This is a genomic window from Rhodophyticola sp. SM2404, assembly GCF_053570515.1.
On record NZ_JBSEDL010000002.1, the window covers coordinates 79388 to 90889 of the forward strand.

General features: G+C 57.7%; 15 protein-coding genes and 1 tRNA gene. 6 read left to right on the forward strand and 10 right to left on the reverse strand.

Going from position 1 to position 11502, the window contains the following annotated elements; translation table 11 throughout:
* The first annotated feature begins 56 nt into the window (after positions 1 to 56).
* Entirely contained in the window at positions 57 to 935 is an 879-nt protein-coding gene (locus tag ACTYEO_RS03370; protein WP_449322305.1) for a LysR family transcriptional regulator ArgP, read from the forward strand.
* 56 nt (positions 936 to 991) lie between these two features.
* On the opposite strand, the gene rpoH is transcribed toward ACTYEO_RS03370, so the two are convergent.
* A complete protein-coding gene (gene rpoH / locus ACTYEO_RS03375) occupies positions 992 to 1885 on the reverse strand; it encodes an RNA polymerase sigma factor RpoH (protein ID WP_449322306.1) in 894 nt (297 codons plus the stop codon).
* A gap of 190 nt (positions 1886 to 2075) precedes the next feature.
* A complete protein-coding gene (locus ACTYEO_RS03380; RefSeq protein ID WP_449322307.1) occupies positions 2076 to 3104 on the reverse strand; it encodes an RluA family pseudouridine synthase in 1029 nt (342 codons plus the stop codon).
* Here ACTYEO_RS03380 and ACTYEO_RS03385 point away from each other — a divergent pair.
* Positions 3103 to 3420, forward strand: a complete 318-nt coding sequence (locus ACTYEO_RS03385) for a DUF6476 family protein (RefSeq protein ID WP_449322308.1) — start codon at positions 3103 to 3105, stop codon at positions 3418 to 3420. The two genes, ACTYEO_RS03380 and ACTYEO_RS03385, sit on opposite strands and share 2 nt — an antisense overlap.
* A 41-nt stretch (positions 3421 to 3461) precedes the next feature.
* Here the strand turns inward: ACTYEO_RS03385 and ACTYEO_RS03390 are convergent.
* Positions 3462 to 3538, reverse strand: a tRNA-His gene (locus tag ACTYEO_RS03390).
* A 161-nt stretch (positions 3539 to 3699) separates the two neighbouring features.
* Here ACTYEO_RS03390 and ACTYEO_RS03395 point away from each other — a divergent pair.
* Positions 3700 to 3894 (forward strand): DUF6324 family protein, encoded by a 195-nt coding sequence (locus ACTYEO_RS03395; protein WP_449322309.1) that lies wholly within the window; start codon positions 3700 to 3702, stop codon positions 3892 to 3894.
* A 6-nt stretch (positions 3895 to 3900) separates the two neighbouring features.
* Here ACTYEO_RS03395 and ACTYEO_RS03400 read toward each other — a convergent pair whose 3' ends face one another.
* A complete protein-coding gene (locus ACTYEO_RS03400; RefSeq protein WP_449322310.1) occupies positions 3901 to 4374 on the reverse strand; it encodes an MmcB family DNA repair protein in 474 nt (157 codons plus the stop codon).
* A gap of 329 nt (positions 4375 to 4703) precedes the next feature.
* Here ACTYEO_RS03400 and ACTYEO_RS03405 point away from each other — a divergent pair, with 329 nt between their 5' ends.
* Positions 4704 to 4916: a cytochrome oxidase subunit III gene (locus ACTYEO_RS03405; protein WP_449322311.1), complete on the forward strand. Its 213-nt coding sequence runs from the start codon at positions 4704 to 4706 to the stop codon at positions 4914 to 4916.
* 4 nt (positions 4917 to 4920) lie between these two features.
* On the opposite strand, the gene ACTYEO_RS03410 is transcribed toward ACTYEO_RS03405, so the two are convergent.
* From ACTYEO_RS03410 to ACTYEO_RS03435, 6 genes are all read right to left on the reverse strand, one after another.
* Positions 4921 to 5268, reverse strand: a complete 348-nt coding sequence (locus ACTYEO_RS03410) for a YigZ family protein (RefSeq protein WP_449322312.1) — start codon at positions 5266 to 5268, stop codon at positions 4921 to 4923.
* 5 nt (positions 5269 to 5273) lie between these two features.
* Entirely contained in the window at positions 5274 to 5759 is a 486-nt protein-coding gene (gene nusB, locus ACTYEO_RS03415) for a transcription antitermination factor NusB (protein WP_449322313.1), read from the reverse strand.
* The gene (locus tag ACTYEO_RS03420) at positions 5756 to 6307 is read right to left on the reverse strand and encodes a 6,7-dimethyl-8-ribityllumazine synthase (RefSeq protein WP_449322314.1); all 552 of its coding nucleotides are present in this window, start codon (positions 6305 to 6307) and stop codon (positions 5756 to 5758) included. Before ACTYEO_RS03420 ends, nusB begins: the two co-directional genes overlap by 4 nt.
* Before the next feature lie 3 nt (positions 6308 to 6310).
* Positions 6311 to 7438, reverse strand: coding sequence for a 3,4-dihydroxy-2-butanone-4-phosphate synthase (gene ribB, locus ACTYEO_RS03425; protein WP_449322315.1), 1128 nt, complete (start codon positions 7436 to 7438; stop codon positions 6311 to 6313).
* Positions 7439 to 7551: 113 nt separating this feature from the next.
* Positions 7552 to 8115 carry a hypothetical protein gene (locus tag ACTYEO_RS03430; RefSeq protein ID WP_449322316.1) on the reverse strand — a complete coding sequence of 188 codons (564 nt, stop codon included), beginning with the start codon at positions 8113 to 8115 and terminating at the stop codon, positions 7552 to 7554.
* A gap of 71 nt (positions 8116 to 8186) precedes the next feature.
* On the reverse strand, positions 8187 to 8777 hold the full coding sequence (locus ACTYEO_RS03435) for a riboflavin synthase (protein ID WP_449322317.1): 591 nt from the start codon (positions 8775 to 8777) through the stop codon (positions 8187 to 8189).
* A gap of 229 nt (positions 8778 to 9006) precedes the next feature.
* Here ACTYEO_RS03435 and ACTYEO_RS03440 point away from each other — a divergent pair, with 229 nt between their 5' ends.
* Positions 9007 to 10281: a capsule biosynthesis protein gene (locus ACTYEO_RS03440; RefSeq protein WP_449322653.1), complete on the forward strand. Its 1275-nt coding sequence runs from the start codon at positions 9007 to 9009 to the stop codon at positions 10279 to 10281.
* Between the two features lie 86 nt (positions 10282 to 10367).
* Positions 10368 to 11498 (forward strand): polysaccharide biosynthesis/export family protein, encoded by a 1131-nt coding sequence (locus ACTYEO_RS03445; protein ID WP_449322318.1) that lies wholly within the window; start codon positions 10368 to 10370, stop codon positions 11496 to 11498.
* The last annotated feature ends 4 nt before the right edge of the window (positions 11499 to 11502 follow it).

Here is an 11502-nt window from a genome sequence, read left to right on the forward strand (position 1 = left end):
GCCGAGCTAACTTATGATCTCTAGTTAAACTGGTTTACCTTTGATAAGAATTTCTAATGTTGGATTATGCCGCCCTTTCCGCGCTAAGCGCTGTTTTGCGCACAGGCTCCTTTGAAGGGGCAGCCTTGTCGCTTGGCGTCACGCAATCGGCCATCTCGCAACGGATCAAAGGGCTGGAGGAACGGCTGGGAACCGCTTTGGTACGGCGTACAAGGCCTGCCAGCGCAACCAAGGCGGGCGCGCGTTTGTTGCGCCATGCCGAGAATGTGGGGCTGCTGGAAGCGGCCCTGTCCAATGATCTGGGCGGGTTGCTTCCACAAGAGCACAGACCTGTGCGCATAGCCGTGAATGCCGATAGTCTGGCCACATGGGTCTTGCCCGCTTTGGCGCAGGTCCATGGGCTGCTTTATGATGTGATTGTCGATGATCAGGACCATTCCGCCGATTGGCTGCGCGCGGGCGATGTTGCAGGCGCGATCACCTCGCATGCTGCCCCTATTCCGGGGTGCAATGCCTATCCGCTTGGCGCCTTGCCCTATGCCGCAACCTGCGCGCCGTCGTTTTTTGCGCAATGGTTCCAAACGGGGATCACCCCAGAGAGCTTGGCCAAGGCCCCTGCCCTGACCTATAATCGCAAGGACAGTTTGCAGGAGAGATGGGTGGCCGAGGTCACGGGCCAACAGCTCGCCCTGCCCACGCATTACCTTCCCTCGACCCATGGTTTCGTGGAAGCTGCGGAATTGGGGATTGGTTGGGGTTTGAACCCTCTCGCCCTTGCCGAGCCCGCAATCGCGGCGGGGCGGTTGGTTGCGCTGGAACCCCAGCGCGCAATCACCACGCCATTATACTGGCAGGTGCCCCGCCAAATGGCCGAGGCGATGGCCCCATTGAGCAAGGCACTCCGCCAACATGCAAAATCTGTGCTGATCCAATAAAAAGGCCCCAGTCGGATGATCCAACTGGGGCCCTCAAGACGACACAGCCTTGTATTTTAGGCAGGCATCATGCCCTGTTCCTTGGCCAATTCGCGCATGCGCTTTTGAAGCTTTTCAAATGCGCGCACTTCGATCTGGCGAATACGCTCACGGCTGACATTATAGACGCCCGAGAGATCCTCGAGGGTGATCGGGTTATCCTGCAAACGGCGTTGCGTCAGGATATCACGCTCGCGCTCGTTCAAGACATCCATCGCGTCCCGCATCAGGGCAATGCGCTGTTCATATTCGTCACGCTCGGCATAATCGCCTGCCTGATCGGCCCCTTCATCTTCCAGCCAATCCTGCCACTGGGTGGCGGTATCGCTGTCAGAGCCGACCATCGCATTCAGCGATGCATCACCGCCCGACATGCGGCGGTTCATCGAGATCACTTCGGCTTCGGTCACACCCAGATCATGTGCGATACGGGCCACGTTTTCGGGCCGCAGATCGCCATGTTCCAATGCGCCGATACGGGCCTTGGCTTTGCGAAGATTGAAAAAGAGTTTCTTCTGCGCCGAAGTCGTACCCAGTTTTACAAGGCTCCAAGACCGCAGGATATATTCCTGAATGGAGGCTCTGATCCACCACATCGCATAGGTCGCAAGACGGAAGCCTTTTTCGGGATCAAAGCGTTTGACCGCTTGCATGAGGCCCACATTGGCCTCCGAGATCACCTCGGCCTGAGGCAGACCATAGCCACGATAGCCCATGGCGATTTTTGCCGCGAGACGCAGGTGGCTGGTTACCATTTTATGCGCCGCGCCTGAATCTTCATCTTCGACCCAACGCTTGGCCAGCATGTATTCTTCTTCCGGCTCCAGAAGAGGGAACTTCCGGATTTCCTGCAGATAACGGTTCAACCCCTGTTCGGGGGAGGGTGCGGGTAAATTTGCGTAGTTGCTCATAATGAGAACTCCCTGTGTCAGCAGCTCGGATAATGTAAATCTTCTTAACTTAGAGTTAAGATGGGGACGGGTTCGGCAGGCTTCAAGGGTTGGGAGGTGAAAACCTGACTTTTCTTGAAGCCAGATTACGCCTCAAGGCAAACGCACCGCAATCCTGATTTCACTTTGGTAACGTGCATGTGCGCACATATTACAGGCCGTTGCCGCGCAATGCCTCAAGCAGCTCAACCATATCCTCGGGCAAATCCGCCTCGAAGCGCATGAATTCGCCGCTAATCGGATGCTCAAAGCCCAGACTGGCCGCATGCAGCGCCTGCCTTGGGAAGCCTGCGATGATCTGGGCTGTCGCGCCAAATACTTTCTCGGAGACTTTGCGCCGCCCCCCATAGACCTGATCGCCCACCAGCCCATGCCCGACATGGGACATATGCACGCGAATCTGATGGGTGCGGCCTGTCTCAAGACGGCATTCCACCATCGAGATCGTTTCCGCGAAGCTTTCCAGCACCCTGACCCGTGTGACCGCGTGGCGTCCGCCTTGGAACAAGACCGCCTGTCTTTGACGATCAGTTTTGTGGCGGGCAAGCTGCGTGGTGACCTTTAATATCCCGCCTTCTTCAAAGCTTGTCCCCTTAACCCCCCGCAAGCGGGGATCAGCGGCATTGGGCACACCATGGCAGATCGCCAGATAGTGACGCTCGGCGCTATGGGCCTCGAATTGGGCCGCCAGCCCGTGATGCGCGCGATCAGATTTCGCGACCACCAGAATGCCTGACGTGTCCTTATCAATGCGGTGCACGATACCAGGCCGCTTTTCGCCACCGATGCCCGAGAGGTTGCCACCAAAATGATGCAGCAATGCATTGACCAAAGTGCCAGATGGCGTTCCGGGTGCGGGATGGACCACCATGCCGACGGGTTTGTTGACGACGACCAGATCATCATCTTCGAACAGGATATCCAGCGCGATATCCTCGGGCGTGGTTTCGACATCCACCGCGTCTTGAACCGTAATCTCGACGCTATCGCCCTCAACCAGCTTGGCGCGCGGATCGGTGGTGACCTTGCCATTCAAGGCAACAGCCCCCTCCGCGATCAATCGCGACAGACGCGAGCGGCTGAGGCTTTCCGCCTCTGGAACCTCACGGGCCAGTGCCTTATCAAGGCGGGGCGCCGGGTCCGGGCCGATCAGGACTGTCACAAGACGAGTGTTTTGCATGGATGAGCCTTCCCAGCCCCAAGAAATTCAGGAATTGCCGACCAGCCTGAAATGGCTGCGCAATTTGGTATTCGTGCTGACCGTGGTCATGATTGGAGGCCTGATAACCCTCGTCACGGTTTTTGTCACCCGCTTCCCGAAGACAAACGAGATTACCCTGCCCGACACGATAACACTTCCCGAAGGAACAAGCGCCGTCGCTTTCACCCAAGGTGAGGGGTGGTATGCGGTGGTGACAAGCGCAAACGAGATCATGATCTTTGACCGCCTGAGCGGCGCATTGCGCCAGACCGTGACAATCGACGCCGAAAACTAGCGCAGATAGGGCCAAATCATCATAAACTAAAGTGGGGTTGATGGTACCGCCTCCCCGGCTTGAACGGGGGACCTCTGGATCCACAATCCAGCGCTCTAACCAACTGAGCTAAGGCGGCACTGCGCGGTGCAATACAGTCGCCATACCCCGATTGCAAGGCCTCTCATCACCAAAGATTGCCACGAAAATTTCAGGCCGCAGCATGCAGGGCCATGCGCATCGAACTTGCCTAGCGCGCATCAAAGGACTAGGCCCTAGCTCAGATTTCAGGAGGCTCTCATGGGTATCAACAAAGAAAGCGATATCGCGGCCAATATTCAGATTGGTCCCACCACGCTTGGAATGGTGCGAATCTATCTCGAAGGCGACGGGCTGGACCTGCCATTGGACTTCGACCCAGATGAGGCCGAAGAAATCGCAGAAGAATTGCAAGCCGCTGCAACGGCTGCCCGCAAGATGGGCAAAAAAGGCTAAGCGCCGCTAGACCCGCGCCAGCGGGTCACGCAGCCCCTGCAAACGCATTGCGGCATAGCGGGCGATCTTCAAGGTCAGGGCCTTACGGCGGGCGGGGGCAAGCTTGGTCTCGGGGCCATAGCGCAGGATATCGGCATCAAAGGCATCGGCAATGATCAGGCCTGTATCATCGGGCAGCATCTCGGTCGGGAAACCGTCATCCACCGCCCAGAAATAGCGATCACACCATTCCAGATAGCCATCCCATTTCCCGTCCGAGGTGAAATCGGCACGGCTGGATTTGCATTCGATCACCCAAATCTCGCCTTTGGGGCCAAGCGCCATCACATCCACACGTTTGCCGCGCTCGGGCGTGAATTCCTCAATCGTCATAAAATCATGGCTGCGCAGATGGCGGCAGACGCCACGGGCCAGCCGCTGGCCCGGCATGAGGGAAGCAATATCGATATCCGTCTCGGTCATATTACCAATCTGGAACATTTTAGGAACATGAGCAAGCGCGCAGTCTGCCCTTGCCGCAGGGCGTCGCCAAGCCTAAGTAGCGGGTGACGGTTCTGCCCTTCTTGTATCTGTGGCAAAATTCCAGTGGCCTTAAGCAATTCCACGGGAGCTGGCTCTGTCTGGACCCTGGTTCAGTTATCTGGCGCCCACCTGTACATACAGGTCCCCGGGAATTAACGCCTCTACGGTTGGTTGGTTCCGTCACCTCTTGCCCTCCCCCAAACAGAACGCCGCAGGCCAGCATGAGGCGTTGCCGTTGCCAAAGCGCTATGCCACCTTTGCCCCCTGAGACGGGGAGACGCGCAACCATGAGCCTTGGCTTTCATAGAAAACCCGATGGGAACCGAAGGGTTACAAACCGCCAGATCGATTTTCTGGGATGGATCTTGTTCACCCTATCCGCGACCTGTTTTGTGATTGCCAGTATCGGGCATTTCTGGGCGATGGCGGGCAGCCTGTTCTTTCTGATCGCCTGTTTGGTCTTTATCATCCCGTTTTTCCGAAAAGACCTCGATCAATAGCGCCTTACGGCGCCTCTAGATATATCCGCACGGCATCTTGGACATGGCGAAACCTGTCGCCCCCCAGATGCTTGCCCCCATACCAGCGCGTGACAACAACAAGATGGTCGCGCAACTCCGCGCGTTCCAGCATGCGCAGAATGACCATGCCTGCCCCTGCCTCGCCATCATCATTCTTGATCGGGCCTGACCCTGTCAGAAGCCCCCATGAATGATGGGTCGCTTTGGCGAATTTCTTGGTCTTTTTGAGCTGCTTGATAAAATCCGCTGCCGCCTCGGCACTGTCGCAAGGACCACCAGAAACCGCGTATTTCGAGCCACGATCACTGATGATATTCTCAAGCACACGCATCGGGGTCAGAGCCCTTCGGGATTGGCCTCATGCGCCATGTGATCCAGCACGGCATTCACGAATTTCGGCTCACGACCGTCGGGAAAGAACGCGCGCGCCACATCCACATATTCGGTAATCACAACCTTGGGCGGCGCGCTGCCTTCAACCAATTCGGCCCCTGCCGCGCGGAACAGCGCGCGCAAGGTCGGATCGATACGGTCAATCGGCCATTTCGCGACCAAAGCACGATCGGTCATCTGGTCAATCTTGGCCTGCCAATTCACGGCATCCTCCAGCAATCTGCGGAACAGGGTCACATTTCCCTCAGCCATCTCATAGCTCTCGAAAACCTCGCCAAAGCGGTGGGTTTCGAACTCGGCCCGCACCAGATCAAGGGTCTGGCCGGAATGCTCCATCTGGAACAATGCCTGCACTGCATAAAGCCGCGCCGCCGATTTCATCTGGCGCTTTGCCTCTATGCTGGGGCCTTTCGGCTTATCATCGCTCATGCGCGGCTTGGTCCTTCGCTATCGCCCGCGATCTCGATGCTATCGGCGCGGGGTTTGAATCCGATCCCGCCTTTAGGCCTCCCGAACTTCCGCGTCAACGCGATCAGGTGCAAAGCAGCAGCTGCCGCCCCTCCACCCTTGTCCTGATCAGCAGGGTCGGCGCGCACAACCGCTTGCTCACGTGTCTCGACCGTCAGGATACCATTGCCAATGCAGGCGCTGTCCAAACCCAAAAGGGTCAAGGCGCGCGAGCTGTCATTGCATACGGTCTCGTAATGGGTCGTCTCACCTCGGATCACGCAGCCCAAGGCCACATAGCCATCGAAATTCGACTGGCGATGCGCAATGCGGATGGCCGTGGGGATTTCCAAAGCGCCGGGCATCTCGACAATCTCAAAACTTGCGCCTGCCTTTTCCAGAACCCGCGATGCGCCCGCCACCAGATTATCGGCGATATCCTTGTAATAAGGCGAGACAACAATCAGCAGTTTCAAAGGCTGGTCGAAATCGGGCAGCTCCAGAATATGATGGCTCTCGGTTCCAGCCATGGCCTACGCCCCTTTGCTGATCGGGCGGGTGCCCGTGATGGACAGGCCATAAGCCTCAAGCCCCACCACATTGGGCAGGCCCGAATTGGTCAAAAGCTCCATCTCGCTCACGCCGAGAGCGGCCAAAATTTGCGCCCCAAGCCCGTATTGCCGCAACTTTTGCGGCGAGGCACCGCCACCGATATCAAGCTTCATATGCGTGTCACGAAGCAACACAACCACGCCCCGCCCTTCCTCCGCGATGATCCCCATCGCGCGGGACAATTCATCTTCCTGCCCGGGAACCAGCCCCAAAACATCCTGCATCGGGTTCATCGCATGCATCCGAACCAAAAGCGGCTCAGCCCCTGCAATATCCCCCTTGCTCAAAACGATATGCTCATCGCCATGGGTCTCATCTGCAAAGACCCGCATCATCCAGTCCCCGCCAAAAGCCGAGGTCACGGCCCTGACGCTGGTCTCATTGATCAGATTGTCATTGCGACGACGATAGGCGATCAAATCCGAGATCGTCCCGATCTTGATGTTATGACGCTGCGCAAAAGCCACCAGTTCGGGCAGGCGCGACATCGTCCCATCCTCATTCATGATCTCACAAATCACACCTGATGGGTTCAGCCCCGCCAGTCGTGAGATATCAACCGCGGCCTCGGTATGTCCGGCGCGCACCAAAACGCCACCATCCTTGGCCCGAAGCGGAAAGACATGGCCCGGCGTTGCGATATCCTGCGGCCCTTTGGAGGGGTCGATGGCCACAGCAACCGTGCGCGCGCGATCATAGGCCGAAATGCCGGTCGAAACCCCTTCTCGCGCTTCGATCGACACGGTGAAAGCCGTCTCGTGGCGCGAGGAGTTATTGCTCGACATCAAAGGCAAGCCCAGCGCTTCGATCCGCGCGCTTGGCAGCGACAGGCAAATCAGGCCCCGTCCATGCGTTGCCATGAAATTGATCGCCTCGGGTGTCGCCATTTGCGCGGGGATCACGAGGTCGCCCTCATTCTCGCGATCTTCGTGATCGACAAGGATGAACATGCGCCCGTTGCGCGCGTCATCGATGATTTCCTCTACAGAAGAAATCGCATCTGACCAATCGCGTTCCACGGGGCCGGGGTGTTCGTACTCTTTGGTCATGATGTCTTTCTGGATGTCGCTATATTCAGTCCATCGCGACATAGACCATCCCACCCTCCATTTCTAGGGCGCGACACGGCTTGCACGCTACGTCCAGAAAGCAAAGGCGCGGCTCATGCAGGTGCGTGGCCGAAAAACCGCTCGGCCGGCACGATGCCCGCCAAATCAGCCGCCCCGCACCATTCCCGCTCCACAGCCGTGGCGGCCACCAGCACAACACCGTCCTTCGGCATGCCATGATCACGCAGCGCGCCACCCAAACGAGCCCGTATTTCAGACCAGCTCTCTGTGAAACGCGGCGCGGCAAAGGCGTGATCCAAAACGCCTCCATTCGCCTGCAACACTGCTTGCGGATGAGAGGGCGCATAAACCGCCGCAATCCGCCCTGCGGGCAAATCCTCGATACGCGCGGCCACAGGCTCGGGCAGCGTGATCCGGCGCGGGGTCATTTCAAGCGCATTTCCTGAAAACAAAAAGGCCACAATATCGCGCCCGCTGGTGGCCCTTATCGTGGCATAGGTCTGGTAGGGCAGCCCCAGCCTTTTAGCGCGCGCGACATGCAGGCGCACAACCTCCAAAGGCAGGCTCGGCAAAAGCGCGCGGCGCGCTTTCTTCCAAGCGACCTTACGAAATCCGAACCCCGCCTCCATGGACGGCCCGCCATTATGTCCGATCATCACCTCTACTCCGCAGCCATGCCCATCTTTGCTTCAAAAATACTTCCGCCGGAGGCGGCCTGACCTCACCCTCAGGGCTGCCAATCCTGCAGCCGCGCCACGTAGCGCGCCAAAGTATCGATCTCGAGATTGATGCGGTCGCCCATGGCCACATCGCCCCAAGTCGTTGCGATCTTGGTATGCGGAATGAAATTGATCCCGAAATCGCAACCATTAACCTCATTGACGGTCAAGGATGTTCCGTTCAGTGCAACCGATCCTTTGGGGGCAATAAAGCGCGCCAAATCCTGCGGCGCGCGCAAGGTGACGCGAGTGGAGGAGCCTTCATCTTTCAGGGCGACAACCTCGGCCACACCATCGACATGGCCTGAAACGATATGCCCGCCCAATTCATCACCAACCTTCAAAGCCCGCTCGAGATTGACGCGCGTGCCAATTTCCCAGCCGCCCAGATTGGTTTTGGACAGGGATTCAGCCGAGACATCCACCTCATACCAATTCTCGCCAAGTGCCACCACGGTCATGCAGGCGCCATCGCTTGCAATCGAGGCCCCGATATCAATGCCAGATGTGTCGTATTGCGTCTCGATCCGCACACGCAGATCGCCCCGAGGCTCTAGGGCCACGACGCGGCCAATATCGGTGATGATACCCGTGAACATGCGATCGGTCTCCGTTTTACTCTTACCAAATGACCTAGCGGTGGCCTGCGCATGCGGCAAGCCCATCGCAAGGGAAATCCACCCAGATGCCTTTAATTGGACCAAATCGGGCCGTTATCTTGCCCGAAGCCTATGCCACCCTTTATGAAAGAGTACGAACATGCCTCAGGATGATACAGAGGCCAATACAAAGCCTACGGGCGAGCAGGTAAAAGGCATCAACTTAGCCATGGGCAGGGTTTTTCTGTTTCTCCAAGGGCCGCATGGACCCTTCTTTCATAAGCTGGGGCGCCATCTGCGCGCCGCAGGGTCTGAAGTTTGGCGCGTGGGCTTCAACCAAGGCGATAGCGCATTCTGGCATCACCGTGAAAGCTACATTGCCTATAGTGGCAAGGTCGATGCATGGCCTGACACCTTCCAAACCCTGTGTAAAGAAAAACAGGTCACCGATATCGTCCTTTATGGCGACACGCGCCCTGTCCATGCCGATGCGATCGCCATTGCCAAATCGCTTGGCCTCAATATCCATGTCTTCGAGGAAGGTTATTTGCGCCCCTATTGGGTGACCTATGAACGCGGTGGCGCAAATGGGCATTCGCGGATCATGGATATGTCGGTGCCACAAATGCGCGAAGCGTTGCAGGGCCTCGATCTTGATCTACCAGACACCCCTGCGAAATGGGGCGATATGCGCCAACACATCTTTTACGGCGCGCTTTATCATTGGTTCGTGATGTTCCTGAACTTCCGCTATCGCAGCTTCCGTCCGCATCGCAACATCACGGTCGCGCGCGAATTGCGCCTTTATCTGCGCCGCATTCTGTTGGGTCCCATCCACTGGGTTGACCGCGCACAGGCAACTTGGCGGATCAAGACAGGCGGCTTTCCCTATCATCTGGCGCTGCTGCAACTCGAACATGATGCAAGCTTTCGCGAACATGGCCCTTTCGCGACGATGGGGGATTTCCTGCAAGTCCTGATTGAAGGCTTTGCCGCAGGCGCGCCCCAGCATCACCATCTCGTTTTCAAAGCGCATCCGCTGGAAGACGGGCGCACTCCTATCCGCCAGATCATTCGGGATCTGGCCCGCAAACACGGTGTCTCTGATCGGGTTCACTATGTGCGTGGGGGCAAGCTTGCGCGGCTTTTGAATGATGCCAGATCGGCCGTGACCGTCAACTCTACCGCCGCCCAACAGGCGCTTTGGCGCGGTTTGCCGATCAAGGCATTCGGGCAGGCAGTCTATCTCAAGCCCGAATTCGTCTCGACCCAAGCGCTGGATGCGTTTTTCCAAAACCCGACCCGCCCCGATAGCCGCGCCTATCGCGACTACAGGCATTTCCTGCTGGAAACCTCCCAGATCACAGGCAGCTTCTATTCGGCGCGCGGCAGGCGGCAGCTTTTGCGCCAGATTGTGGATATGATGCTCTCAAAACAGGACCCTTATGATGCGCTGCGCGAAGGCCATCCTGCACCACGGCAACACCTACGCATCATCAAATAATCGAAAGACTAGCGTGAGCTAGATCGATTCGCTAAAGTAGCAAAAAAAGAATCTGAGGCAGTTATAGGCAATTAAGGAGCCGCTCCGTGACATTACTGGCTTCCCGAGGTGCGCGCGCAGTCGCACTCTTGGTCGTGGTGAGCATTCTTGCTTCCTGCGGCCTTCCCCGTATCGGGCCCAATCGCAACGAAATTTTCGCAGGTTCCGTGCAACGCGAAGGTGATGCTTTCATCGTTGAAGTGAACTCGCGCGTGACGCAGGCCACATCCGTTGTCGAAGCGCTTGGCTTCACATCCGCCTTCCTGAATGCAGGCGTCACCAATACCGATGTGATCCGCCCGGGCGATCTTCTGACCCTGACGATCTATGAAAACGTCGAGGACGGGTTGCTTGCAGGCGCAGGCGGCAACGCAGCACGCATCGATTCAGTGCAAGTCGACAGCTCAGGCCATATTTTCATACCATATGCAGGCCGCATCCGTGCCGCAGGCAACACGCCTGAAGCGCTGCGCCAAATCCTGACCCGCAATCTTGATGAGCAAACACCAGACCCGCAGGTCATCGTGAACCGTGAAGCGGGCGATGGCTCGACCGTGTCGATCACAGGCTCGGCCTCCAGCCAAGGCGTATATCCGATTTCGCGCCCGACCCGCACCTTGTCGGGCATGCTGGCGGCGGCTGGCGGTGTCTCTATCGAACCTGAAATTGCCCGCGTCACCGTTGTGCGCGGTAATCACAGCGGCTCGGTCTGGTTCCAAGATCTCTATAATGATCCATCAACCGATATCGCGCTTCGCGGCGGGGATCGCATCTTGGTGGAAGAGGACACCCGCTCCTTCACCTCGCTTGGTGCAACAGGCACCCAAGCCCGCGTGCCTTTCGAATCGCGCACCATCTCGGTGATCGAAGCGATCGCGACCGTTGGCGGATTGAACCCCAGCCTTGCCGACCCAACCGGCGTCTTCGTTTTGCGCAACGAGCCTGAGGCGATTGCCCGAACTGTTCTGGGCCGAGGTGACCTGACAGGTGTGCAGCGCATGATCTATGTGCTTGATCTGACAGCACCCACAGGCATGTTCGAGGCGCGTGATTTTGCGATCCGCGATGGCGACACTGTTTATGTGACCGAGGCACCTTTCGCCCAATGGTCGCGTGCTCTGAACGCTTTGACAGGCACGTTGAGCACCGCAGGATCGATCACCAACCTCGGCAATTGATCCC

Coding starts and splice junctions, on each gene's coding strand:
- nusB (WP_449322313.1), bottom strand. CDS start 5,759: ATGAGCGATGATAAGCCGAAAGGCCCCAGCATAGAGGCAAAGCGCCAG.
- ACTYEO_RS03385 (WP_449322308.1), top strand. CDS start 3,103: ATGGATGAGCCTTCCCAGCCCCAAGAAATTCAGGAATTGCCGACCAGC.
- ACTYEO_RS03430 (WP_449322316.1), bottom strand. CDS start 8,115: ATGATCGGACATAATGGCGGGCCGTCCATGGAGGCGGGGTTCGGATTT.
- ACTYEO_RS03420 (WP_449322314.1), bottom strand. CDS start 6,307: ATGGCTGGAACCGAGAGCCATCATATTCTGGAGCTGCCCGATTTCGAC.
- ACTYEO_RS03395 (WP_449322309.1), top strand. CDS start 3,700: ATGGGTATCAACAAAGAAAGCGATATCGCGGCCAATATTCAGATTGGT.
- ACTYEO_RS03380 (WP_449322307.1), bottom strand. CDS start 3,104: ATGCAAAACACTCGTCTTGTGACAGTCCTGATCGGCCCGGACCCGGCG.
- ACTYEO_RS03440 (WP_449322653.1), top strand. CDS start 9,007: ATGGGCAGGGTTTTTCTGTTTCTCCAAGGGCCGCATGGACCCTTCTTT.
- ACTYEO_RS03405 (WP_449322311.1), top strand. CDS start 4,704: ATGAGCCTTGGCTTTCATAGAAAACCCGATGGGAACCGAAGGGTTACA.
- ribB (WP_449322315.1), bottom strand. CDS start 7,438: ATGACCAAAGAGTACGAACACCCCGGCCCCGTGGAACGCGATTGGTCA.
- ACTYEO_RS03435 (WP_449322317.1), bottom strand. CDS start 8,777: ATGTTCACGGGTATCATCACCGATATTGGCCGCGTCGTGGCCCTAGAG.
- rpoH (WP_449322306.1), bottom strand. CDS start 1,885: ATGAGCAACTACGCAAATTTACCCGCACCCTCCCCCGAACAGGGGTTG.
- ACTYEO_RS03400 (WP_449322310.1), bottom strand. CDS start 4,374: ATGTTCCAGATTGGTAATATGACCGAGACGGATATCGATATTGCTTCC.
- ACTYEO_RS03410 (WP_449322312.1), bottom strand. CDS start 5,268: ATGCGTGTGCTTGAGAATATCATCAGTGATCGTGGCTCGAAATACGCG.
- ACTYEO_RS03370 (WP_449322305.1), top strand. CDS start 57: ATGTTGGATTATGCCGCCCTTTCCGCGCTAAGCGCTGTTTTGCGCACA.